This is a genomic window from Paraburkholderia sp. GAS448 (genome assembly GCF_050435685.1).
In the GTDB taxonomy this organism is placed as follows: Bacteria; Pseudomonadota; Gammaproteobacteria; order Burkholderiales; family Burkholderiaceae; genus Paraburkholderia.
In genome coordinates this window covers 77,936-101,763 of record NZ_JBNDKT010000004.1, presented here as the reverse complement: position 1 = coordinate 101,763, position 23,828 = coordinate 77,936, and the positions used below count along the sequence as shown (strand labels likewise).

General features: G+C 61.9%; 28 protein-coding genes. 12 read left to right on the top strand and 16 right to left on the bottom strand.

From position 1 onward, the window contains the following. Positions 1–233 precede the first annotated feature (233 nt). Positions 234–950, top strand: coding sequence for a response regulator transcription factor (locus P3T23_RS09255; RefSeq protein ID WP_429315878.1), 717 nt, complete (start codon positions 234–236; stop codon positions 948–950). Between the two features lie 149 nt (positions 951–1,099). Here the strand turns inward: P3T23_RS09255 and P3T23_RS09250 are convergent, their stop codons facing one another. The 5 genes from P3T23_RS09250 to P3T23_RS09230 all read right to left on the bottom strand — a co-directional run bounded on the left by P3T23_RS09250 (position 1,100) and on the right by P3T23_RS09230 (position 5,488). After that, on the bottom strand, positions 1,100–2,215 hold the full coding sequence (locus P3T23_RS09250; RefSeq protein ID WP_429315877.1) for a succinylglutamate desuccinylase/aspartoacylase family protein: 1,116 nt from the start codon (positions 2,213–2,215) through the stop codon (positions 1,100–1,102). 167 nt (positions 2,216–2,382) lie between these two features. After that, positions 2,383–3,150, bottom strand: a complete 768-nt coding sequence (locus P3T23_RS09245) for an ABC transporter ATP-binding protein (protein ID WP_429315876.1) — start codon at positions 3,148–3,150, stop codon at positions 2,383–2,385. Positions 3,151–3,187: 37 nt separating this feature from the next. Beyond that, positions 3,188–3,901, bottom strand: a complete 714-nt coding sequence (locus tag P3T23_RS09240) for an ABC transporter permease (protein WP_429315875.1) — start codon at positions 3,899–3,901, stop codon at positions 3,188–3,190. Then, complete coding sequence (locus P3T23_RS09235) at positions 3,898–4,587, bottom strand: ABC transporter permease (RefSeq protein WP_429315874.1); 690 nt, start codon at positions 4,585–4,587, stop codon at positions 3,898–3,900. The genes P3T23_RS09240 and P3T23_RS09235 overlap by 4 nt, the downstream gene beginning before the upstream one ends. Positions 4,588–4,714: 127 nt before the next feature. Then, a complete protein-coding gene (locus tag P3T23_RS09230) occupies positions 4,715–5,488 on the bottom strand; it encodes an ABC transporter substrate-binding protein (RefSeq protein WP_429315873.1) in 774 nt (257 codons plus the stop codon). A gap of 564 nt (positions 5,489–6,052) precedes the next feature. Here P3T23_RS09230 and P3T23_RS09225 point away from each other — a divergent pair. After that, positions 6,053–6,523: a universal stress protein gene (locus tag P3T23_RS09225; protein WP_429315872.1), complete on the top strand. Its 471-nt coding sequence runs from the start codon at positions 6,053–6,055 to the stop codon at positions 6,521–6,523. Positions 6,524–6,582: 59 nt separating this feature from the next. Here P3T23_RS09225 and P3T23_RS09220 read toward each other — a convergent pair whose 3' ends face one another. The 8 genes from P3T23_RS09220 to P3T23_RS09185 all read right to left on the bottom strand — a co-directional run bounded on the left by P3T23_RS09220 (position 6,583) and on the right by P3T23_RS09185 (position 13,569). Then, complete coding sequence (locus P3T23_RS09220; protein ID WP_429315871.1) at positions 6,583–6,870, bottom strand: hypothetical protein; 288 nt, start codon at positions 6,868–6,870, stop codon at positions 6,583–6,585. A 10-nt stretch (positions 6,871–6,880) separates the two neighbouring features. Beyond that, entirely contained in the window at positions 6,881–8,431 is a 1,551-nt protein-coding gene (gene hutH, locus P3T23_RS09215; RefSeq protein WP_429315870.1) for a histidine ammonia-lyase, read from the bottom strand. Between the two features lie 43 nt (positions 8,432–8,474). Then, complete coding sequence (hutC, locus tag P3T23_RS09210) at positions 8,475–9,236, bottom strand: histidine utilization repressor (RefSeq protein WP_429316219.1); 762 nt, start codon at positions 9,234–9,236, stop codon at positions 8,475–8,477. Between the two features lie 74 nt (positions 9,237–9,310). Continuing rightward, a complete protein-coding gene (gene hisC / locus P3T23_RS09205; protein ID WP_429315869.1) occupies positions 9,311–10,453 on the bottom strand; it encodes a histidinol-phosphate transaminase in 1,143 nt (380 codons plus the stop codon). Further along, positions 10,450–11,313 carry an amino acid ABC transporter ATP-binding protein gene (locus P3T23_RS09200; protein WP_429315868.1) on the bottom strand — a complete coding sequence of 288 codons (864 nt, stop codon included), beginning with the start codon at positions 11,311–11,313 and terminating at the stop codon, positions 10,450–10,452. Before P3T23_RS09200 ends, hisC begins: the two co-directional genes overlap by 4 nt. A gap of 15 nt (positions 11,314–11,328) precedes the next feature. After that, positions 11,329–11,991, bottom strand: coding sequence for an amino acid ABC transporter permease (locus P3T23_RS09195; protein WP_429315867.1), 663 nt, complete (start codon positions 11,989–11,991; stop codon positions 11,329–11,331). A gap of 9 nt (positions 11,992–12,000) precedes the next feature. Next, positions 12,001–12,648 carry an amino acid ABC transporter permease gene (locus tag P3T23_RS09190; protein WP_429315866.1) on the bottom strand — a complete coding sequence of 216 codons (648 nt, stop codon included), beginning with the start codon at positions 12,646–12,648 and terminating at the stop codon, positions 12,001–12,003. A gap of 93 nt (positions 12,649–12,741) precedes the next feature. Continuing rightward, entirely contained in the window at positions 12,742–13,569 is an 828-nt protein-coding gene (locus P3T23_RS09185) for a transporter substrate-binding domain-containing protein (protein ID WP_429315865.1), read from the bottom strand. 284 nt (positions 13,570–13,853) lie between these two features. On the opposite strand from P3T23_RS09185, the gene P3T23_RS09180 reads away from it, so the two are divergent. The 4 genes from P3T23_RS09180 (at position 13,854) to P3T23_RS09165 (ending at position 16,456) form a co-directional block, all read left to right on the top strand. Beyond that, positions 13,854–14,138, top strand: coding sequence for a hypothetical protein (locus tag P3T23_RS09180; RefSeq protein WP_429315864.1), 285 nt, complete (start codon positions 13,854–13,856; stop codon positions 14,136–14,138). 166 nt (positions 14,139–14,304) lie between these two features. Next, positions 14,305–14,508: a hypothetical protein gene (locus tag P3T23_RS09175; RefSeq protein ID WP_429315863.1), complete on the top strand. Its 204-nt coding sequence runs from the start codon at positions 14,305–14,307 to the stop codon at positions 14,506–14,508. Positions 14,509–14,588: 80 nt separating this feature from the next. Beyond that, a complete protein-coding gene (glnA, locus tag P3T23_RS09170) occupies positions 14,589–16,094 on the top strand; it encodes a type I glutamate--ammonia ligase (RefSeq protein ID WP_429315862.1) in 1,506 nt (501 codons plus the stop codon). Positions 16,095–16,216: 122 nt separating this feature from the next. Continuing rightward, positions 16,217–16,456: a hypothetical protein gene (locus tag P3T23_RS09165; RefSeq protein ID WP_429315861.1), complete on the top strand. Its 240-nt coding sequence runs from the start codon at positions 16,217–16,219 to the stop codon at positions 16,454–16,456. Between the two features lie 171 nt (positions 16,457–16,627). Here the strand turns inward: P3T23_RS09165 and P3T23_RS09160 are convergent, their stop codons facing one another. Beyond that, positions 16,628–17,533: a dihydrodipicolinate synthase family protein gene (locus tag P3T23_RS09160; RefSeq protein ID WP_429315860.1), complete on the bottom strand. Its 906-nt coding sequence runs from the start codon at positions 17,531–17,533 to the stop codon at positions 16,628–16,630. 358 nt (positions 17,534–17,891) lie between these two features. On the opposite strand from P3T23_RS09160, the gene P3T23_RS09155 reads away from it, so the two are divergent. The 6 genes from P3T23_RS09155 (at position 17,892) to P3T23_RS09130 (ending at position 22,767) form a co-directional block, all read left to right on the top strand. Next, positions 17,892–18,839, top strand: a complete 948-nt coding sequence (locus tag P3T23_RS09155) for a 4-hydroxyproline epimerase (protein ID WP_429315859.1) — start codon at positions 17,892–17,894, stop codon at positions 18,837–18,839. Then, positions 18,836–19,963, top strand: a complete 1,128-nt coding sequence (locus tag P3T23_RS09150; protein ID WP_429315858.1) for an NAD(P)/FAD-dependent oxidoreductase — start codon at positions 18,836–18,838, stop codon at positions 19,961–19,963. The genes P3T23_RS09155 and P3T23_RS09150 overlap by 4 nt, the downstream gene beginning before the upstream one ends. Next, entirely contained in the window at positions 19,956–20,222 is a 267-nt protein-coding gene (locus P3T23_RS09145) for a (2Fe-2S)-binding protein (RefSeq protein WP_429315857.1), read from the top strand. The genes P3T23_RS09150 and P3T23_RS09145 overlap by 8 nt, the downstream gene beginning before the upstream one ends. Further along, positions 20,219–21,502: an FAD-dependent oxidoreductase gene (locus P3T23_RS09140; protein WP_429315856.1), complete on the top strand. Its 1,284-nt coding sequence runs from the start codon at positions 20,219–20,221 to the stop codon at positions 21,500–21,502. The genes P3T23_RS09145 and P3T23_RS09140 overlap by 4 nt, the downstream gene beginning before the upstream one ends. 150 nt (positions 21,503–21,652) lie before the next feature. Further along, the gene (locus P3T23_RS09135; RefSeq protein WP_429315855.1) at positions 21,653–22,420 is read left to right on the top strand and encodes a helix-turn-helix domain-containing protein; all 768 of its coding nucleotides are present in this window, start codon (positions 21,653–21,655) and stop codon (positions 22,418–22,420) included. 11 nt (positions 22,421–22,431) lie between these two features. Next, positions 22,432–22,767 (top strand): hypothetical protein, encoded by a 336-nt coding sequence (locus tag P3T23_RS09130; protein ID WP_429315854.1) that lies wholly within the window; start codon positions 22,432–22,434, stop codon positions 22,765–22,767. Positions 22,768–22,853: 86 nt separating this feature from the next. Here the strand turns inward: P3T23_RS09130 and P3T23_RS09125 are convergent, their stop codons facing one another. Further along, positions 22,854–23,123: a hypothetical protein gene (locus tag P3T23_RS09125; protein WP_429315853.1), complete on the bottom strand. Its 270-nt coding sequence runs from the start codon at positions 23,121–23,123 to the stop codon at positions 22,854–22,856. Positions 23,124–23,251: 128 nt separating this feature from the next. Next, on the bottom strand, positions 23,252–23,581 hold the full coding sequence (locus tag P3T23_RS09120) for a hypothetical protein (RefSeq protein WP_429315852.1): 330 nt from the start codon (positions 23,579–23,581) through the stop codon (positions 23,252–23,254). Positions 23,582–23,828 lie beyond the last annotated feature (247 nt).

The following is a 23,828-nucleotide window of genomic DNA, read 5'->3' as shown; positions in this document are numbered from 1 at the left end:
AGGGCGCGCGTGCTGACGACTTTTATGCCAACCGGCTATTTTACAGGATGAAAGATCGAGGCTCTGGGGGCTCCGCGAGCCGGCAGGAGGCGCAGGCGTTCGGTGCGGCGTGGCTGCACATGCGTTCCGATAGCAACACGGTACGTCACCTCCATATTCAGATTCATCTTATAGGCGGTACCACGACGTCCAAACAGAATCACTTGCGAGTCAATCTGTTGTGAGTCCTCCTAATGCGTGTTGCCATCCTCCAGCGTGATCCGGTCCAGAGCAAGGCGATCGAAACAATCTTCAACGAAGCGGGACATACGTGCGTGACCTATCAGGACGGGCTGATCCTGTCGAAGTCACTGGCGCTTTCTACAGCAGACCTGCTGGTGCTGGACTGGCAGGGCCTCCGTTTGTCGGGCGGCGAGGTGCTGAGATCCGCGCGATGGGTGGGGGCGGAGCAGATACCGGTCATCTTCGCGTCGCTCGACGGTTCGGAGGAAGCCATCGTGCGCGCATTCGCGCACGGCGCGGACGACTACGTGCAACTGCCTATCCGTCCCGCGGAGTTTCGCGCGCGGGTGACTGCACTGCTGCGGCGCGCGTATCCAGACAGGCAGAGCGCGGTGCGTTTCGATGTCGGTCCTTACCATTTCGATGCCCGCCACCAGGTGGTGACGCTGCGCGGCGCGCCGGTGCACCTATCAGGCACGCAGTATCGTCTTGCGTCGCTGTTCTTTTCGAATATCGGACGTGTGCTGACGCGAGATCACATCTTTGCGATGGTATGGGGACGGGAATTTCGTGAGGCCACGCGTACGATTGATAGCCATGTGTCGCGGCTGCGTCTCTTGCTCGAGATCGAGGCGCGCAATGGGCTCCGGTTGCAGCCAGTGTACCGAAGCGGTTACCGGCTGCTGTCCCTGCGCACAGGCGAGTCGGAAAAGCATAAGGCTGCCTGAGTCGCCCTCCTTGCGTCACAAACGCAGGCAGCGCTGGCGTTGAAACACGGTTGCTCCGCTGCCCGAACTGATCACCTGCCAGACGTTGTTCGTCGGAGATCCATGTCGGCTCTGGGCAACGCGTAACCGTGACAAGGCCGTCTAGATACTCAAAGCGGCAACAGAGAGCCTGTTCTAAACGCTGTCGCGCCAGCGACGTGCGCGATCGTCAACCCGGCCGATGCAAACCGGAGTGAGTGACGCGCGTACAGCACGCCGGCCGTCGGCGCGTTCAACGTGGTCACCTGGTCCGTAAGCGGATCGACGATGTCGGCGACGGGCTGGCCGGATTCGATCCATGCGCCGAGTTCAGCGCGAAAGGCGATCACGCCGCATACTGGCGCAGTGACCGCTGCCGCACCCGCGAACGGCGTGGCGGGGAACGACAGCGCTGGCATCGGCTCGGCTTTTGCATCGATGAAGCCGCGATGGCAAAGGTAATTGACGATCGCCTGAGCGTCCTGTTCGGCGAACTCATGCGACACATCGCGCTGGCCGCGCAGTTCGACGGTCACCGAAACGCTGCCATTGGGAATCGGATGCTGCTCGCCATAACGCGCACGCAGATTGGACCAGCAGAAGCTGTGAATCTCGTCGAACGGATTGCCGTCCGCGTTCAGAGCCAGCAGCGACGCCTTGGCGCCGATATAGCGCGCGAGGGGCTCCACTTCCTCCCAGGTATCTGGATTGGTGTACAAATGCATCGCGGCATCCCAGTCGCAATGCAGATCAAGCACGATGTCCGCGTCGTAAGAGAGCTTTTGCAATGCAAGCCGTTGCGAATCGAGTTCGGTGCGTGGTGTCTGTTCATCAAGTGCTTCGCGCATGGCGGCGCGCACCACCTGCCGGTTCTCGTCGGTATTACCCGTCAGGCGCGCTTCGACGCGGGGCATGACCAGGGCCGTCAGGTCATAAAAGTGGCGGTTGAAGTTTTGCGCCGTATTGCCTTCAAAGCGACCGATGTGCGAGCCGAGAATCCACTGGTTGAGGCCGATCGGGTTCGAGACGGGCACGACGATCACTTCGCCGCGCAGCTTGCCTGCAGCTTCGAGGTCGGCGAAATGCTTGCGCAGGCGCCAGGCGACGAGCATGCCTGGCAGTTCGTCAGCGTGCAACGACGACTGGATGTAAATTTTCTGACCGCCGGTCGATCCATAGTGAAAACTGGTCAGATGGCGTTCAGTACCAAGCGTCGGCGAGATGAGCGGGTGTGTTTTGATTTGCATGGATTTAGACCGTGTTGCGTTGTGCGTGTCCGCTGGACGAGATGCCTGGAAGTATCGCAGACGCCGTGCGCAGGAAGATGGACATAGCGCCGAACCGACCGCGTACTACGGTCCGCATCCGGCACTCCAGTCCTGAGCAGCCCCTTGAATCGGGTCGAGGCCCGTTGTCATTTCAGGTTCCCGGCAAGGAACTGACCCAACCGTTCGCTTTTCGGCTTGACCAGCACTTCCTGAGGATGCCCTTCCTCTTCGATTTTTCCCTTGTGCAGGAAGATCACATGGTTCGACACGTTGCGCGCAAATCCCATCTCGTGCGTGACCACGATCATCGTGCGTCCTTCTTCAGCCAGCGACTGCATCACTTTCAGTACCTCGCCGACCAGTTCCGGATCGAGCGCGGACGTGGGTTCGTCAAACAGCATGACTTCGGGCTCCATCGCCAGCGCGCGTGCAATGGCCACCCGTTGTTGCTGGCCGCCTGACAGATGGGACGGGTACTTGCTTTCCATGCCGGCCGTGAGGCCCACCTTGGTCAGATACTTGCGGGCTCGCTTCTCCGCCTCGGCGCGACTCAAACCCAACACGCTGAGGGGCGCCTCGATGATGTTTTCCAGCACGGTCATGTGCGCCCACAGGTTGAAGTGCTGAAACACCATCGAAAGCCTGGTGCGCATTTTCTGCAACTGGCGGTGATCGCTAACCCGCAATGCGCCGTTTCTGTCGAGCGTCGTCTGGACCTCTTCCGCGTTGAGGGTGATGCGCCCCGCGCAAGGTTGCTCGAGAAAATTTATGCACCGCAAAAAGGTGCTTTTCCCGGAGCCGCTCGAACCGATGATACTGATGACATCGCCAGCCTTTGCCTTGAGCGATACGCCTCTCAGAACCTCGTTGTCACCGAATTTCTTGTGCAGGTCGTCGACAGTCAGCTTGTACATTCTCGATACACTCCATCTTGGCTGCAGACAGCCAGGTTCAATGCCCTTGCGGCTTCAAAAAGGCCAGCAAGCGTGTTTCCATCCGGCGAAACGCCCATACGAGCGCGAAAACGATGCAGGCGTACATGACGGCGGCAATGGTGTAGGCCTGGAAGGATGCATAGGTTGCAGAGTTGACGTCGCGCGTCACCTTCAGGATGTCCGGTACGGTCGCCGTGAATGCGAGCGTCGTCGCATGCAGCATCAGGATGACTTCGTTGCTGTAGTTGGGCAGCGCGCGCCGCAACGCAGACGGCAGGATGATGCGCGTGTAGAGCTTGTACTTCGACATCCCGTAGGCCTGCGCGGCCTCGATCTCGCCATAGGGTGTCGCCTTGATCGTTCCGGCAAATATCTCGGTGACGTAGGCGCATTCGTTCAGCCCAAAGGCGAGCAACGTGCAATTCATCGCGCTGCGGAAAAACGCGTCGAGCGCTGCGTGCGAGTGCACGAAGTGAAGGCTGTAGAGCCCCGTATAGACAACCAGCAACTGTACGTACAGCGGCGTACCGCGAAAGACATACGTAAAGAGCCAGATGGGTCCGGAGATGAAGCGGTTGCTCGACGAGCGGGCAACCGCCAGCGGAACAGCGAGCAGGAACCCCAGACCCACGGAGGCGACCAGCAGCCACAATGTGATGACGAGACCGCTGTAGCGATATCCGTCGGTGAAGAGGAAGTTTTGCCAGTATTGCCTGACGAGTTCGATCACAATGCGACCCTCCGTACGCCTGCCGAGTAGCGCTTTTCAAGCCAGACCAGCACGAGGTTCGACACGCTTGTAATCACAAGATAGATCGCGCCGGCCGTCACGGTGAAAAAGAAAAATTCGAGCGTGCTCTTGCCTGCATCCTGTGAGGCCTTGACGACGTCGGCGAGGCCGATGATCGATACGAGCGCCGTTGCCTTGACGAGCACCTGCCAGTTGTTGCCGATGCCGGGTATCGCGAAGCGCATCATTTGCGGAAACATGATGCGGCTGAACACTCGCCACGAACTCATGCCGTACGCGTAACCGGCCTCCAGCTGTCCGCGAGGAACAGCAAGAAAAGCGCCCCGGAACGTCTCGGTGAAGTACGCGCCGTAGATGAAGCCGAGCGTGATGACGCCGGCCACGAACGGGTCGATGTCGATCTGGGCGGCACCGAGGGAGTCGGTCAGATTGTTGAGCAGGATCTGAATGCCGTAGAACAGCAGCAGCATCAGCACGAGATCAGGAACTGCGCGAATCAACGTCGTATAGAGCGTGCCGACGCTAGAGAGCACCCGGTTGCGCGAGAGCTTCGCCGCGGCGCCTCCAAGACCCAGCAGAAAGGATGCCCCCAGCGACAGCACTGCCAGCCTGACCGTTTCCCAAGTGCCCGCAAGGAGGAGTGGGCCGTACCCGTGGAAGAACATGTATTCGTACCCTTGATTACCCGGCGCCTGATTGTGCTGCGCCCGTTCAGCGCCGCTGATGCGTGCCCGCCCGGCGGATGAAACCGCGCCGGGGCACACACGCTGCGGAGGAATCGACGGAAAGCGCTCAGCTACCGTAGACGTCGAAATTGAAGTACTTCTTCTCGATCGTCTTGTAGGTGCCATCCTTGATCATGTCGGCGATCGCGTTGTCGATTTTCGCCTTGAGATCGGCATCGTCCTTGCGCAGGCCGATGCCCGCGCCATTGCCGAGGATCTTCGCGTCGATGATGTCCTTGCCGGCGAACTGGAAGCCCGCGCCGCGCGGCGTATTCAGAAAGCCGATGTCCGCCTGTACCGCGTCCTGCAACGCTCCGTCCAGACGACCGGAGAGCAGGTCGGTATAGACCTGGTCCTGGTTCTGATACGACACGACCTTCGCGCCCTTAGGTTCCCAGTAGGTCTTGGCGTACGTTTCCTGGATCGTGCCCTGTTCGACGCCAATCGCTTTGCCCGTCAGCGATTCTGGCGTCGGGACGAGGGGCGAGCCCTTCTTCGCGATGAGGCGTGTCGGCGTGTTGAAGAGTTTTGACGAGAAGCTGATCTGCTCCGCACGTTGCGGCGTCATCGACATCGACGACAGCACGCCGTCGAACTTCTTCGCCTTCAGCGCCGGGATCATGCCGTCGAAGTCGTTTTCGACCCACACGCACTTCGCTTTCAGGCGCGCGCAGATCTGGTTGCCGAGGTCGATGTCGAAACCGGACAGCTTGCCGTCGGCGCCCTTCGACTCGAACGGCGGGTAGCTTGCGTCGACCCCGAACCGGATGGTGGACCAGTCTTTTGCATAGGCACCGGTGGCGATGGCTGCGAGGGCGATACACAGAGCGAGTTTCTTCATGGAATCTCCAGAGAGGTACTTCGTGATGCTAAGTGCCACAGGATGCGGAGCGTCCCACAGCGCCGAAGGCAGAAAATCAATGTTGTATAGGCATATCGCGTTCGAATGCTACGTCAGCCACTTGAATCTTCAACTTGTACATACAAGATAGCTGATCCACATTGTGGATCGCAACTAGGGTTTTCTCGCGGAGTGGCCGTGCAACGGCCTGAAATTACGGAATCGTTACGTGGAGAGGGGGAGTCGGGGATGGGTATACGCGTAATCAAGACATATTGTATATACAGCTTTGATCTCGCTGAACCTGTATAGACAGGATGCTCCGCCAGGGTTCCTGCGCCTGCTCGTCTGACTTTTTCGCGGTGACGCCAGATCATGCAGGAACATCGTCACGATCCCGCGGGTTTGGGCGCCGTCGATGCCGGCTTTCGCGAATCAGGAGGAGCAGGTCTTGTTCGCGCTGACTATACTGAAAGGAATCGTCCTGATTCGGGCTCGCCTGGGTCAAACGTTGGCCCCGAACAGGACGTCAAGGCGAACAGGTCTGTCCGGGGGGAGAAAGGTATGTTCAAGCATCTGCTGGTGCCGACCGACGGTTCGGCACTCTCCGACGCCGCTATTCAGATGGCGGTGACACTCGCCAGGGAAAGCGGAGCCAAAGTGACGGCGCTCCATGTCATCCCGGAATTCCACGTCCTCGCGTACGGCACCGAAATGCTTGCGGACACCGAGGACCGATTCATTCAGGTTACCCGGCAGCATGCGGAGAACTATCTCGCGGTGGTCACGAAGGCCGCCACGCAGGCCGGCGTCGAGTGCGACACGGTTGCGAGGAACCACGCTCACCCGTATGAGGCGATTATCAGCGTTGCAGAGCAACGAGACTGCGATCTCATTGTGATGGCATCCCATGGCCGGGGTGGTATGCGCGCCATGTTGCTCGGCAGTGAAACCCAGAAGGTCCTGACACACAGTGCCATTCCCGTTCTGGTTGTCAGGCAGCCGACACAACCTGGCGTGGGCCACCGGGCGTAAACCGGCACGGGCCGACGAGCGCCTCGCTGAAGCGATCCTTCAGGCCCGCCACATGACTATCAAAGCCCCGTGATCTGCCGTTGGCGTATCGGCAGAACGCCAAAGCGCGCGACGCCTTCGGCCACCGCCTCGCGGATGGTGCGGAAAGTCCGGCTTGTCGCAGATGTCACCGATTGCCCGTCGGCGCTGCTCCACACGAGGACAAAACGGGTGCGCTGCGCATTGTCGCGCACCTGTAATTGAGCGGCGACCCCCGATGGGCGGCGGACGCCAGCCGCAGGCGTCCAGAACGGCGTTTCCTCCTCCCCAGATGTGTCGGAAGGTGCCGCGATCAGATGGGTCGCCATCCTTTCGTTCCTACGCCTGGCGCGCCGCACTGGGCAAAAGCTTTGCCACGCAAGCGGGCGCCTCGATGGTCCTCACCCACGTTTTCATCGCTTCGATGTCGTCCGCCAGATAGCGGTCCTTTTCGTAAAATGCGACGTTCCGGCGAATCTCCGCGATCACGCCTTCGATCGTATCGGTCGAGCGCAGGGGGCGATGAAAGTCCACACCTTGCGCCGCCGCCATGGCTTCGATACCGACCACAACAGCGGTGTTTTCCGCCATGTCGCCGAGGCGTCGTGCGGCAAACGTCGCCATCGACACGTGATCTTCCTGGTTGGCGGATGTCGGCAGGCTATCGACGCTGGCCGGATGAGCGAGCGATTTGTTCTCCGAGGCGAGCGCCGCGGCGGTCACCTGCGCAATCATGAAGCCCGAGTGAAGGCCGCCGTCGCTCACAAGGAACGGCGGCAAACCCGACAGATTCGAATCGAGCAGCAAGGCGAGACGACGTTCGGATATCGCACCGATTTCAGCGATCGCTATCGCAATGTTGTCTGCCGCGATGGCGACCGGTTCGGCATGGAAGTTGCCGCCTGACAGCACGTCGCCCTGTTCGGCGAATACAAGCGGATTGTCCGAGGCCGCATTCGCTTCGATACGCAATACTTCAGCGGCATGACGCAGCTGATCCAGGCACGCGCCCATCACCTGCGGCTGGCAGCGGATCGAATACGGATCCTGCACACGCCCGCAATCCTGATGTGATGAAACGATCTGGCTTTCCGCGAGGAGCGCGCGGTAAGCCGCGGCGACATCGATCTGCCCCGGTTGCCCACGCGCCGCGTGGATGCGGCTGTCGAACGGCACGAGCGAGCCCTTGATCGCTTCGAGCGACAAGGCGCCTGCAAGTATCGCGGACGCGAACACGTCTTCAGCAGCAAACAGACCCACCAGTGCCAGGGCAGTAGAAACCTGAGTGCCATTGAGGAACGCAAGTCCTTCCTTCGGGCCGAGTTGCAGGGGCTCGAGCCTGGCGTGGCGCAATCCGTCGATCGCGCTGACACGTTCGCCACCGACGCGTGCATGACCGACGCCGATCAGCACGGACGTCATATGCGCGAGCGGCGCCAGGTCGCCCGAAGCGCCCACCGATCCTTTGGCCGGAATGCACGGATAGACACCCGCATCGATGAGACGCACGAGCGCATGGATCGCTTCCGGCCGCACGCCGGAGTGACCGCGGGCAAGGCTGATCGCCTTCAGCGTCATGATCAGGCGCACCGTGCTGTCGTCGAGCAGCGTGCCCGTGCCGACGCTGTGCGACAGCACCAGATTCTTCTGCAGTTCGGCGAGCTTGTCTGAAGGGATCACGGTTTGCGCCATCTTGCCGAAGCCGGTGTTGATTCCGTAGACCACTGCGCCGCGCGCGATCACATCGTCGACGACCGCGTGGCTGCGGTCGACCTCTGGAAACGCACGCGCATCGATCGCAACCGGCGTGGCGTCGCGCAGGATCCTGCGCAACTGATCGAGCCTGACCTCGCCGGGCACGAGGGTAACAACGTTTTCGATTTGAGTCATGACTGTCCGATGTTAAAAAATAGCGAAGAGATTGCAGGGGGCGCTAGCTTTGTCGTCGAGCGACATCGGGCGTAAAGCGGCACCCAAGCCGATAGCGCGAACCCGGGTGAACGAAGCGCGCGAAGGTGACAGCGACGCCTGCGGTCCAGGTTCGCCGCACCAGGGTGAGGCAGGGTTCCTCGTCGGCGATGTCGAGCAGTTGCGCCTCGGCCGCTGTCACGAGGCCCGCATCGACCACGTGTTCGATCTCATCGAGGGGCACGGTGCTAAACAGATAGGCCGATGGACGTTTGCTGCTGAAGTCCTGACCGAGGAATTCCGGCGCGACCTCAGGATTGACATAGCGGTCTTCGAGCTGAACCGGCAGGCCGTTTTCACGATGCACGCAGATCACGTGGAACACGGATGCGCCAGGCTCAAGTCCAAGAGCGTTCGACACGAATGCTGGAGCCGTTTCCCGCTTCTGGAGCAGGATTGCGTAGCTGTACTCGTGACCGCGCGAACGGATTTCGTCTCCGATATGCGCAATCATCAGCAGCGTGGATTGCGGTTTCGATTCGGCGACGAAGGTGCCGACACCAGACAGCCGCGTGAGCAGGCCTTCGTCGCTCAGCTCGCGCAATGCCCGATTGATCGTCATGCGCGACACACCGAGTGTTTCGACCAGACTGAGCTCGGAGGGTATCCGGTCTCCCGATTTCCAGGTGCCGGAGTCGATGGTGGTGCGGATGTAGGTCTTGACTCGCTCGTAGCGGGCGATGGCCGGGCCTTCGCTCGACACTGCGGGCGTTGCCGCTCCCTGGATAGCGTGTTTGGTCGAGGCGCGAGGCTGGTGTGCGAGGCCCTTCGCCGGGGATGACCTGGTCCGTTCGGCGGATTTCAATTTGTGTCCCTCGCTTCCGTATCACGCGAGAGGCGGGTGAGCGCCGCAACAAACCGGTCGTTGTCGTCGCTGCTGCCGATCGATACGCGGATGCAACTGGAGTAACCCTGTTCCCGCCACGGCTTGACGATTACGCCTTCGCGTAACAGGCGCTGCGACAGCCCGACCGCGTCCTCATGTGTATCGAAGAACAGGAAGTTCGCACAGGATCGCGCGGGCGAATAGCCAAGGGCGATCAACGAAGCACGCATCGCCTCGCGTTCATGACTGACGTGCGCGACACTCTGCGCAACGTGTTCCATGTCGGACAATGCCGCGACGGCGGCGCACTGCGCGAAATGATTGATATTGAACGGCGTACGAACCCGGTTCATCAGATCGGCGAGTCGCGGGTCGGACGCAATGCCATATCCGATCCGCAAGCCGGCGAGACCATACGCTTTGGAAAAGGTCCGCAGCACCAGCCATGGCAGGCCGGACGCCGCCAGCAGCGCCAGACAGTCCGCATAGCCGGGTGTGGCCATCGCATACTCGTAGTACGCTTCGTCCCAAAGGACCAGCGTGCCAGGCGACACACAGGACAACAGCCGTGTGATTTGCGCACCGTCCATCGCACAGCCGACCGGATTGGACGGGTTGCTCACGATCAGCATCCGGGTGCGTGGCGTGAGCGCGGAGCAGAGCGCGTCGACGTCGAATTCGAAGCCGCGCATGGGAACGGTCCTGACGGTGGCGCCGATGCTCTGCGGGCAGATGACGTGCAGGCCGAACGACGGCACGACGGTGACGACCTCGTCGCCGGGTGCGAGAAACGTGTGCGCTGCCACCGAGAGAAGATCTTCGGAGCCGTTGCCGAAAACGAGCTGTCCAGCATCGACAGAAACGTGTTCCGCAAGCGCTGCCCGCAACGCGCCGCAGGTCGGGTCCGGATAGACACCGACGCCGTCGGCGAGCGCCTGCGCCAGTGCCTCGGTCACGCTTGCGCTCGCGCCGTGCGGATTTTCGTTGCTGGCGAGTTTGACGACGCGTGTCACACCGAACTGCTCGCGGACATGTCGCGCGGACAAACCCGCGTTATAGGCGGGCAATTCGCGCACTTCGGGGCGAAGCGCGCCAATCAGCGCATCGGTTGGGGTCATGCTGGCTCCGTGTCGTTGTTTCGCGTCCAGAACGCGTTGCGATCAAAGTAGTTCTGCAGGAACTGGCGCAGGCGCGGATTGGCTGCATCATGAAACACCTGTTGCGGCGATCCCTGCACGGCGATGCGTCCCTGATCGATGAACACCACCTTGTCGGCGACCTGGGCAGCGAACCCCATTTCATGGGTCACGACAACCATCGTCATGCCGTCCCGCGCGAGCTGCTTCATCACCTGCAACACCTCGCCGACCAGTTCGGGATCGAGCGCCGAGGTGGGCTCGTCGAACAGCATGATGTGCGGTTCCATCGCCAGCGCGCGTGCGATGGCGACGCGCTGCTGCTGGCCGCCCGAGAGTTTGGCCGGGTAAGCGTCGGCCTTGTGCGCGAGACCGACTGTCTCCAGCATCGCCATGCCGCGCCGTTTCGCTTCGCCATGCGACAGGCCGCGCACACGCTGCAGCGCTTCGATGACGTTGCCGAGCGCGCTCATGTGCGGCCACAGGTTGAATTGCTGGAACACCATGCCGACGTTGCGCCGCACCCGGTTGATCTCGCCCTGCGACGCCCGCATGCGGCGACCGTTGCGTTCGGTGTAGCCGAGCAGTTCGCCTTCGATCAGCACCTCGCCCCGGTCGTAGGTTTCGAGCGCCGCGACACAGCGCAGCAACGTGCTTTTCCCGGATCCGGACGGCCCGATGATGCAGACCACTTCGGATTTGTCGATTTCGAGGTCGACACCTCGTAACACTTCAATTTCACCGAACTGCTTGCCGAGCCTGCGCACCTCGATCAGAGGCTGACGCGCGGAAGCAGCGGCGTTCGGAGTAGAGGAGACAGGCATATCGGTAATGGCATTCATGGCTGGGAATTCCTGTCAGACGCTAAAGCGGGCAAGACGTGTTTCTGCCCATGCGCCGGCGCGCGCCGTGAGTTCGACGAGGGCGAGATAGCAGACACACAATACGAGCAGCGTTTCCATAAAGGCGAACGTTGCCGAACCGATACCCGTCAGGACGAACGTGAGTTCCGGAACGGTGACGATCGACAGGACGGCGGTTTCCTTGCTCAACACGATCGTCAGATTCGTGAGTGCGGGCACGATCAGGACAAGCATCTGCGGAAGCTGGACCCGCCGTACCATCTGCCAGCGCGTCAGTCCGAGGCATTGGGCCGCTTCGAGATGGCCGCGCGGGACCGAGCGGAATCCGGAGCGGAAGGCTTCAGCAAAATAGGCGCTGCCATAGAGACCGAGCCCGATGACGCCCGCCGTCATGGGTTCGAGCGTCACGCCGAATGACGGACCACCGTAGTAAAGCAGGAAGAGCTGGACGAGAAACGGCGTGCTGCGGAAAAACTCGACATAGGCGCGCAATACGCCACGCACCAGCGAACCGCTGAACAGTTGCAGGACGGCGATCAGGAAGCCGAGGACCATGCCGATCACAACGCCGGCCGTCCATGTGCCGATGGTGTTGGCGAGACCGGAAAGTATCGGCTGAAGGTTGTGCGTGATGACGGTGAGATCGAACTGTTTCATCGTGAGGCCTCATGCGTGGAGCCGGTGTTCGGCCAGATGGGCGAGCGCCGCGAGCGTGCCGTTGATCACGAAATAGATCAGGCCGGCGGCCAGATACGCTTCGAGCGGCCGATAGGTGCCGGCGGCAATGTTCTGCGCGGTACGGGTGATTTCAGCAACACCGACTACCGATATCAGCGACGATGCCTTGATCAGCAGCACCATCTCGTTGGCGAGCGATGGCAGGGTAAGCCGGAATGCCTGCGGCACCTGGATGCGCCGAAGCATGTCGAATGGCCGGATGCCGAGCATGCGTGCGGCCTCGATCTGTCCGTGCGCAATGCTCAGAAAGCCGCCGCGCAGGATTTCCGCGATATACGCCGCCGAGCACAGCGACACCGCGCTGATGGCCGCGACAAGCGGCGGCACGTTGATGCCCACGAACGGCAGAAGGTAGTACACGAGCAGCAGTTGCACCAGCAGCGGCACGCCGCGGAAAAAGAACACGTACGCGCTTCCGGATGCGCGCATGGTTCGACGGGCGGAGAGGCGCGCGGCGCAGACAGCGAGCGCCACGAAGAAACCGATCACGAGGCCGGTCAGCGAGATACCCACTGTCGCAATTGCCGCCTGGAGCAACAGGGGGAATGCGTGCGCAAACACAGTCGGACTGAACATGGTCGAGAGCGTTGAAAAGAGGGGGCGGTGAGGCAGACCGGACGTGTGGGCTGTCGAGCCGCCGCATACGTCCGGTGAAGCGTGCAGGCTCGCTCAATAGTTCGGTGCGGGCTGTGTGGTGGGGGTATCCATCGCCACGCCAAGCCACTTCTTCTGCAGGGTGGCGAGGCGTCCGTCGTTGTGCATTTTCACGAGCGCGGCGTCGAATGCGTCAAGAAGCGATTTGCTGTCCGCATCCTTGCGCATGCAGTAGGCGTAATAGACCTTCGCTCCGAACGCCGGTTGCACGACGGTGAACGTGTCGGGACGCTCTTTGGCGACATAGGCGATATTGGTCACCGAGTTCGCGACGGCGACAATGCGACCGGCGGCGAGATCGGAGTAAGCCTGATTGAAGTCGACGTACTCGCGGATTTCAGGCGGCTTCGGCAGCGTGGCAGCCCAGCTCTTCAACTGCTCGTACTGCGCGGTGCTCTTGCCTGCACCGACCGTCTTGCCGGCGATATCCGACGCCTGTTTGACGGAGTTGTCGCCGGTGCGCTTGAGCAGGGCGTCGGTTGCATCAGCAATGGGGAGGGTATAGGCATAGCGGTCCATGCGCGCCTTCGTGACCGTCAACGGACCGCCGACCATATCGAATTTTTTTGCTTCCAGACCGGGCAGCACGCTCGGCCACGGCAGGTCGATGAAGCGCACCTTCACGCCCAGTTCCTTGCCGACTTCGGCAAACAGGTCCTTGTTGAAGCCAGCCTGCTGGCCGTTGTCGAGGAAATCGAACGGGGCAAACTGCATCTCCGTGCCGACCACCAGCTCGCCGGCCTTTCTGACGTTCGCCAGCTGGTCGTCCGCGTGGGCGCACAGGCTCGCCGCGCACAATGCCAGCGTCAATGCACCGCTCTTCCAGCCTGAAAACATGTTCATGCAATTCTCCTGGGGATAGAAAGACTCTGTGGGGTCGTACCGCCTGGCCCGGTCAGTGCGATGTGCCGCAGTATATACCGCGATTTTTACCGAAATGCCTGATTTGTAGACATCGTTTACCCGTGATTGCGGGTTTAAATATTGCGGTATATACCGCGTGCAGGATCAGGCGGAATTCTCCCTGGAGAACTTTCAAGTTCCTTTCGAAACCTTGATTGACGGAAGTGACTGTCGTGTCACATGGCTTTGCTATACGGAAGAACCAACCCACGCAGGAGAGCAACTTGACGACGGCAACACCTGCTTTGCGCGCTACAACCGCTGCGAGACATCCGCTAGAGCATCTTTTCGTGGACTTTGGGGGGCACTCGGCGGACAAGGCGCTCATCGCGCTGACAGACGCAGTGCGTGCCGGGCAGCGCGATATGAACGCATACGACTGGATTACACGGGTTCTCCCCGGCGCAACGCTTAAGCCAGCCCTGGCGTTCGGCACGGTCGGCGAACTATATCGGTCATATACCCGGCCCGCCGAGTTTGGCCGGTTGAAGTCAGTCTGGCGCGCGTAAGGATGAATCTGAAGCCATCGTCAGGAGAAGCGTACAAACAACCCGCAGCACCCGGCGCCATTGCCTAGAATCAAGTTACGCGAAGAACGGTTCCGGCCACACGAGCGCATTTGCGTGTGCGGCGCCGCCAGCGTCTTAATCCCGACACATTTCCTGGGAGGTCACGATGAAAACAGACGACAGCGGCGACGTGCGCGCTTTCGTGCAAACCGCTGAGCAGGCTGGCGCCTATGTATGGGTCATCACGCTGGTCGACTTCGGCGCCCAGAAGGTCAAGCGCTCGCTCGTTTCGGACGAGTCGTATACCACGCGCGCCGCTGCGCAGGACGCTGGCGACGCCCATCTGAAAGCCCTCGCGGAAGACCGCTAGCTGCGCACAGGTCTGCCGTTGTCGTACGTGCACGTACGAGGGTGGGATCAAGCTCAAGGGGCCGAAAGAGGAGGATGTCCATGGCCAGTACTCAAGACGCTTCCGGATCGCCTTTCGCTGTATCCGTCGAAGCAGGCAGCTACGGCGTCACGCGACCGGCTAGTGCGAGCGATGTGATCGACTGGCTGCGGAAACACCATATCCAGATCGTCGATCTGAAGTTCACCGATCTGCCCGGCCTGTGGCAGCACTTCTCGATTACGCTCCCTGAGGTCCACGCAGACCTGTTCAGCGCCGGGATCGGTTTCGACGGCTCGTCGATCCGAGGCTTTCAGGAGATCCACGAGTCCGACATGTTGCTGAGACCCGACCCGGCGACTGCTTTCGTCGATCCCGTTTGCGATACGCCGACCCTGTCGATCATCTGCGACGTGGTCGATCCGGTGCTGCAGCAACCGTATTCGCGCGATCCGCGCTTCGTTGCGAAAAAGGCCGAGAACTATCTGCGCCAGACGGGCATCGCGACGACCTGTTACGTCGGGCCCGAACTGGAGTTTTTTATCTTCGACTCGATCCGCTTCGGACAGGATCAGCACTGCGGCTACTACTACGTAGAGTCGGCCGAGGGCGACTGGAACACTGGTCGCGACGAGGGCGCGTATGGCGGCGGCAATCTCGGCTACAAGCAGCGCTATAAGGAGGGCTACTTCCCGGTGCCGCCACACGACACGCTCCAGGAGATCCGCTCGCAGATCGCGCTGACGTTGCAGCAGGCGGGTGTGCAGGTCGAGGTGCATCATCACGAGGTGGCGACCGCCGGCCAGAACGAGATCGACATGCGTTTTGCGACGCTCACGCGCATGGCCGACAACGTGATGATCTACAAATACATTTGCAAAAACGTCGCGCGCCGGCACGGGAAAGTTGCAACCTTTATGCCGAAGCCGTTGTTTGCCGACAACGCGAGCGGCATGCACTGCCACCAGAGCCTGTGGAGAGACGGACTGAATCTCTTTTACGACGCAAACGGCTGGGCGCTGACTTCGGAATTGTGCCGCTGGTACATAGGCGGCCTGCTGCAACACGCACCCGCGCTGATGGCTTTCTGCGCGCCGACGACGAATTCGTACAAGCGTCTGGTGCCGGGGTATGAGGCGCCCGTCAATCTGGCGATGTCGCAGCGCAACCGTTCGGCCGCGGCACGCATCCCGATGTATTCGGACTCGCCGAATGCACGACGCGTCGAATTCCGCTGTCCGGACCCGTCGGCCAATGCGTACCTCGCTTTTGCCGCGATGCTGATGGCCGGTCTCGACGGTATTGAAAACAAAACCGATCCGGGCGACCCGCTCGACCGGAACATCTACGACCTTCCGCCCGAAGAAGCCAGCAATATACGGCAGGTGCCAGGCTCACTCGACGCGGCGCTCGCGGCGCTCGAAGCCGACAACGCGTTTCTGCGCAAAGGCGATGTATTCACCGAAGACGTGATCGCGACATGGATCGAATACAAGCGCAAACGCGAAATCGACAGCATCAAGCTGCGTCCGCATCCATGGGAGTTTTACCTGTACTTCGATACTTAAGGTGGCGGGGGCGGCCGGGATCACGTGCGCGATATCGGCGTCTGAATCGCTTGCGGCAGACAGGGTCCGAGACACGACAAGCCGGCCCACACCGATTGACGTTCCTGGCGAAGGAGAGTGCCATGACGGACTGTACTGTTTTTGAAGAGGGCGGCTACGTCGGACATTGCACGGTGTTTGAGTCATCGCCCGGGCAGTGGGAGGCATCGGTGCTGTTCGAGCTCAAGAGCGATCTCGCCAGGACATTCGTGCAGGTCATGAGGCACAAGATTCCCCAGAAATTCGCCAGTCGCGACGACGCCATGCAGACCGCCGTCACGTATGCCATTGAGCGTGCCAGGAATGGTGACGTGGGGCTGTAGGTTCGTCTGCTACGCCTCGTAGGGGATCGGAGACAGGGTGAGCGGGCCAGCATCAGTGGGTGCTGTCGGAAAAGCACGAGGCCGCGCGAGTCACCCTCCTGTTGCAATAACGACAGGCAGCGGCCGCGCCGAAACGCGGTTGCTGCGCTGTCTGAGCCTCGCGCCTGAGGCTTAGAGTTTCGGCAGCGCCGGGCGCGTTTCGATCGAGCGGCGGATCAACGCTTCGACAGCCTTGCGCTCGTCGCCCGCGAGCGGCAGCCGTGGCGGACGCACGGGCTCTGTGCCGAGTCCGACGATCGCTTCAGCAAGCTTGATGTTCTGCACGAGCTTGGCCGACACATCCAATGCAAGCAAAGGCGCAAACCACCGGTAGATTGCGCGCGCTTCTTCGATCCGTCCAGCTTTGAGCAGTTTGTAGATCGCGACGGTTTCATGCGGAAACGCGCACACAAGTCCTGCTACCCAGCCGTGCGCGCCCATCAGAATGGCTTCCATCGCGAGGTTATCGACACCGCACAGGATCGCAAAGCGGTCGCCCACGACATTGATCAGGTCGGTCACGCGCCGCACATCGCCGCACGATTCCTTGATCGCGACGATTTTCTTTTCGTCGGCGATTTCGGCGAACATCTCCGGTGTCATGTCGACGCCGTAGGCGAGCGGATTGTTGTAGATCATCAGCGGCAGCGCGCTGGCGTTAGCGACCATGCGGAAGTGGTTCAGCGTCTCGCGACGATCCGACAGATAGCGCAGGCCCGGCAGCACCATATAACCAGCCGCGCCGCGCTTCACGCCAGCCTCCGCCTGACGGCAGGCGTCGAGCGTGCTGTTTTCGGCGATCGTCAGCAGTACCGGTACACGGCCACGAGACGCGTCGACGGCGATGTCCAGCACGTCCAGCTTTTCATCGAGCGACAGCGTGGAGGCTTCGCCGAGCGAGCCGCACACGATGATCCCGTCGACACCCGCATCGATCTGCGCCTCGATGTTCTTTTTCGTCCATGTGCGATCTATGCTGAAATCCGCGTTGAACTTGGTGGTGACTGCGGGCCAAACGCCTTCCCAGATATGCGCCACGACTGCTCTCCTGAGTGTGATGAATTGAACGCAGTTTAAGCAGGTATAAATCCCCCGTCTTGCGCGTTTGGCGCGTGCCGGATGACGATTTCGGCACAGCGACTGTGCACGTCAACACCAATAAATGTGCTGACCTGTCTTGCTGAGTCAGGTGTTGCCGGTGCAAATCTGATAGATGGCGCGCAACGCACATGGTGTCCTCGAAGTGGCAGTAATGCGTGCGGCCAGATGACGTTATCGACATAGTGGGAAATGAATGAAAGGTTCGCGGCGCATTCAGGCTGACTATGCGGAAATCGTCACAATCCGCGCGTAATGTCACCAAGACTCGTATCAGCCGCGTTTCTAACATGGCGGCATGAAAACCCTGAACGTGATTGATTCGCACACCGGCGGTGAACCGACCCGTCTGGTCGTGTCGGGCGGCCCCGATCTCGGCAGTGGAACGCTAGCCGAACGGCTCGACGTATTCCGCACGCAATTCGACAACTGGCGCGCGGGTGTGGTCACCGAACCGCGTGGCTCCGACGTGGTGGTGGGCGCGCTGCTGTGCGAGCCGGACGATCCCGGGTGCGCGGCCGGCGTGATCTTCTTCAACAATGTCGGCTATCTCGGCATGTGCGGACACGGCACGATCGGGCTCGTCGTCTCGCTCGCCCATATGGGACGCATCGGGCCGGGGCAGCACCGGATCGAAACGCCAGTCGGCATTGTTGAGGCGACGCTCAACCACGACGGCAGCGTCTCCGTGCGTAACGTACCCGCGTACCGGTTCCGCAAGGCGGTCTCTGTCGACGTGCCGGGCTACGGCACGCTGACGGGCGATATCGGGTGGGGCGGCAACTGGTTTTTCCTTGTCGCCGATCATGGCCGCACGCTCGTGCCGGCAAATATCGCGGAACTGACGACTTTCACGTCTGCGATACGCGACGCGCTGAGCGCGCAGCACATCACCGGCGCCGACGCCGCGCTGATCGATCACATTGAACTCTTCGGGCCGCCGTCGCGGGAAGGCATCGACAGCCGCAACTTCGTGCTGTGTCCCGGCAATGCCTATGACCGTTCGCCGTGCGGCACCGGCACGAGTGCGAAAATCGCCTGCCTCGCGGCCGACGGCAAGCTCGCGGAAGGTGCCGTGTGGCGCCAGGAAAGCATCATCGGCAGCGTGTTCGAGGCGAGCTATCGCTACAGCGGCGACGGCGCGACGGTGGTGCCCACCATCACCGGCCGCGCGCACATCATGTCCGAAGGACGGCTCTGTTTCGACGAGCGCGATCCGTTCGCCTGGGGTATCCGGACGGTATGACAGCGGATGCAGTGATCGTGGGGGCGGGTATTGTCGGCGCGGCATGTGCGGCCGAACTCGCGGCGCGCGGCATGCAGGTACAGGTGATCGACTCGCGCGGCATCGGCGGTGGCGCGACGGCGGCAGGAATGGGCCATATCGTCGTGATGAACGATTCGCCGGCCGAATTCGCGTTGAGCCGGTACTCGCGAGATCTGTGGCTGGAGATTGCGCCGCAGTTGCGCGAGCGCGACGCGTTCGCGCGCTGCGGCACGCTGTGGGTCGCCACCGACGATGAGGAATGCGAGGCCGCTCGCGCCATGCACGACGCGTTTGCGGCGCAGGGCGTGGCAGCGCAAATGCTGGATGCTGCGGCGTTGCGTGCCCGCGAACCCGCACTCGCGCCGTCTATGGCAGGTGGTCTGCTGATCGAGCAAGACAGCATCGTCTATGCGCCGACGGCGGCTGAATGGTTGCTCGCGCACTCACCTCACGCAGCTCGCATCCGCGTGCGACTCAATGCGGAAGTCGCCAGGGTGGACGCGCAGCACGTGACGCTATCGAGCGGCGAGCGCGTGAGCGCGGCGCACGTGATCGTGGCGAACGGCATTGGCGCGCAACGGCTGGTGCCGTCGGTGTCATTGCAGCCAAAAAAAGGGCATCTGCTGATCACCGACCGTTACCCCGGCTTCATCCGCCACCAGCTTCTGGAACTGGGCTACATCAAAAGCGCGCATCACGCGACAGGAACGTCGGTCGCGTTCAATGCACAGCCACGGCCAACCGGGCAGTTGCTGATCGGTTCATCGCGTCAGTTCGATACGACGGATCCCGCCGTCGAAATGCCCGTGCTCGCACAGATGCTGCAGCGTGCGGCCCGTTACCTGCCCGCGCTGCCCAAGCTGAACGGCATCCGCGCATGGACCGGTTTTCGCGCGGCATCGCCGGACGGCCTGCCATTGATCGGACCGGCGGGCGATACCGCGCCGGGCATCTGGCTTGCGGTCGGCCACGAAGGTCTTGGCGTGACCACGTCGCTTGCGACGGCGAAGCTCCTCGCCGCGCAGATCACGCGGAGCGACGCCGCCATTCCGGTTGCCCCCTTTCTGCCGGCTCGCTTTGCGGAGGGAATCTGTCATGTCTAGCGCCAACTCCGGTCTGGTCCGTGTGACGATCGATGGCGACATCAGGGAAGTCGCAGCGGGCCTCACGGTCGCGGCGGCTCTTGCAATAAGCGGCGTGCGCACCACGCGCACGTCGGTGAGCGGCCAGTCGCGCGGGCCGCTGTGTGGCATGGGCGTCTGCCAGGAATGCCGTGTCACGGTCGACGGGCACGCCCACGTACTCGCGTGCCAGACCCTCTGCCGGGACGGGCAGACCATTGAGACGACAGGATCCCGATGACCCGGCACTTCGATATCGCGATCGCGGGTGCCGGTCCGGCGGGACTGAGCGCGGCGTGGGTGGCGGCAAAGCAGGGCGCACGCGTGGCCGTACTCGATGACAATCCGCTCGCAGGCGGCCAGGTGTGGCGTCAAGGGCCGGCACATCCGCCGAAGGCAATGTTGTCTGCACTGCTGACCAGTCTGCACGAACATTCCAGCGTCACGCTGCTGACTTCGACACGCGTCATCGCCCCGCTGCCTGAACACGGCCTGCTGGTCGAATCGGCGGAGCACGGTGGGTTCAACCTGAGCTACGGCCGCCTGATTCTGGCGACGGGTGCTCGCGAGCGCCTGTTACCGTTTGCGGGCTGGACTTTGCCCGGCGTCACGGGCGCGGGCGGTCTGCAGGCTCTGATCAAAAGCGGTGTGCCGGTGCGCGGTGAACGGATCGTGATCGCGGGCAGCGGGCCGTTGCTGTTGGCATCGCTTGCAACTGCGCGCGAAGCTGGTGCGCAGGTGCTTGCCGTGGTCGAGCAGGCGCCGGCGGCCGCTGTGGCGCGCTTCGGGGCATCGCTCGTTGCGACGCCGTCGAAGTTGCTGCAGGCCGCACGACTCACGCGAGGCTTTGCAGGCCTGCGATACTGGACGGACAGCACGGTGCATGAAGTGCGCGGCGACGGTCGCGTTGAAGAGGTGGTCATCCGCAGAGGGGCGCGTGACGTGACGTTGGCCTGCGATCGCGTCGCGTGCGGTTACGGCCTTGTGCCGAATGTGACGCTCGCGCAGGCGCTGGGATGCACGCTCGACGACGCCGGCGCGATTGCCGTGGACGACGCGCTTTGCACATCGGTCGATGGCGTGCTTGCGGCTGGCGAATGCACGGGCATCGGCGGAATGGAACTGGCGCGCGTCGAGGGGGAAATCGCCGGACTCGTGGCAAGCGGCGCACCGCATCAGGCGATATCGTTGCGCATGCAACGCATGCGCTGGCGGCGCTTCGCGGCGCGCCTGGAAGACAGTTTCTCGCTGACGCGGGCCGCACTTGCGATGCCGTCCGACGAAACCCTGCTATGCCGCTGCGAAGACGTAACGGTCGGCGACGTGCGCGTCCATCCGACGTGGCGGGACGCCAAACTGCACACGCGATGCGGCATGGGGGCGTGTCAGGGGCGAATCTGCGGCACGGCAGCGCACACGTACTTCGGCTGGGATGTGGCGCAGCCGCGTCCGCCGTTCAGTCCGGCACAGATCGGTACGTTGATGGCTGCCTGTCCGGACGACGGCGCATGCGCTGACTGAGCTTACCAGTGGGGTGAGGGGATGGATGCGGACACCCGGACCGCCCGCAGCGGATCCCGGCGGCGTATCCGGATTCTCTTCGCCTGCTGGGCGGCCCTATAATCGACCGCACACGACAACCGCTTGGCAACCGACACCTGGACACGCACGATGAATACGCTGGCTCACCCGCTCGATCCGGGCGCCGCCACGCTGACCGGCATGCTTTCGCATTTCACGCTGCTGGAACCGGTGTTCGATGCGATGCCTGACGTGGTCTTCTTCATCAAGGATACGCAGGCGCGCTACGTGCTCGTGAACCGGACGCTGGCTTCGCGCTGCGGCTACAAGGACAAAGAGGCGCTGCTCGGCAAAACTGCCGAAGACGTGTTTCCACGCCGCTTCGGGCGCGTCTACACCGCACAGGACAAGGCGATCGTCAGCGTCGGCAACCAGCTGGTCGATCAACTGGAGTTGCATCTGTATCCCGGCCGCCAGCCGGGCTGGTGCCTGACCAACAAGCAGCCGCTGCGCGATCCGGAAGGCCATATCGTCGGGCTCGCCGGCATTTCCCGCGACCTGAAAGCGGACGAGGGCGGCCATCCCGCATACAGCCGGCTCGCGACCGTGGTCCAGTACATCCAGGACAACTACGTTCAGCCGCTTAACCTGAAGCATCTCGCCGCAATGGCGGACATGTCGGTGGCACAGCTTGAGCGGTATTTTCACAAGGTGTTTCATCTGACGCCGCGCCAGGTTCTGCTTAAAACGCGACTGGACGCGGCCACCGCGCTGCTCGTTTCGCACGACAAAGTCACCGACGTCGCCGCGTTATGCGGCTACACCGATCACAGCGCGTTCACGCGGCAGTTCAAGGCGACCGTCGGCATTACGCCGACCGAGTACCGGATGCTGCTGCACGGCACCGCGCGCAGCTGAAGCGGCGGCACATGGCGCGTCGCCAGAAGCGTTACCACTACTTCGTCTATGTCGTCGAACTTGACGATACGGTGTGGAACGAGCCGCGCTTTCGCCGTGCCAACCCGGATTACCGTTTCGACAAGCCGTGCGTGTACGTAGGGATGACAGGACTCGACCCCGACGTGCGCTTCGACCGGCACAAGGCGGGCATTCAGGCGAACCGGTTCGTACGCGACTACGGTTTGCGTCTCTTGCCGGCGTTGTATGAAGTGTTCAATCCGATGCCATATGACGGCGCGGCAGACATGGAAGTGGAACTGGGAATCGGACTGCGTGAGGCAGGATATGCAGTCTGGCAGGCTTGAGGGGGCAAACCGGAGGGGGCCAAACGGAGACGACGCACGAGGCGAATGGGTGACGTCGCCTCACCGCCTTAGAGTCAGCAGGTGCATCACTTCACGCCGAGTCCGCGAAGGATCGCGTTGCCTTCAGACGTCAGGCGGATTCGCGGAGCGCCGGCTTCCGACGAAACGCTTTCAACCAGCCCGGCCTCCTGAAGCATCGGAATCTCGGGCTTTGCCATCGCGTCAACCGGCGCGTGCAGCAACAGCAGCAGCGTCGCCAGTTCGTGATGGCTCAACAGGCGGCGCAGGATTGTCGGCCGCTTCGCGGAAGCCGGGACTTCTTTCGTGTTCATGTTCTTCGGGTTCGGCTGGCCCATGGGCGCACCTCGTTGTGCGTTGGCGTCGAGAGGATCGTACGGGCGAAGTCTTAAAGAATGATTAAGACTTGTCCTATGCGACCGGAAAGAATTACCGAACCTTGCAGCCGTCTTTCATACTGTGGCCGTCAGGGCGCGCAGGTTTTGCTGGCGCCTTCGATCCACAGGTTCGATGCATGGCGTTTGCCTGCGTAGAAGCGGTACTGCGTCGCGCCGTTGTCGCTGCGGACCTTGACGATGTTCGAATCACCGAAGTCGAGCATCGAGCCCTGCGGGATGGCGGTGGTCTTGAAGCTGGCGTCGTATTTGGCCGCTTCCTGCGTCATGCATTCGACGACATCGTTGACCGAGCGCTGGGTGGGGTGATCGGAGACCGGTTCGCCCGCGTCCGGATTCTGGAACTGCGCGCAAGCGGCAAGAAGGAACGGAATCGACAGCGTTGCAGCAAATTTCTTCATGACTCTCCTGGCATTTCGAACCCGCGCGGGCTGTGCTCGCGACGCCAGGATGGCGCCAGAATAATGCCGCTATCGGCGAGAACACAGACAGGCGCGGTAGTGCGGACTAACCGCCATTATATCGGCTCCGGTATTTCCGGCCGGGGAGGCGGCCTGCCCAGGGCTTGTCTGTGTCGGGATGATGGCCTGTCTCCGGCCGTATTCTGTCCGGTCGTGACCCAGTTGCCGGGTCGTGTCGACGGTTCTG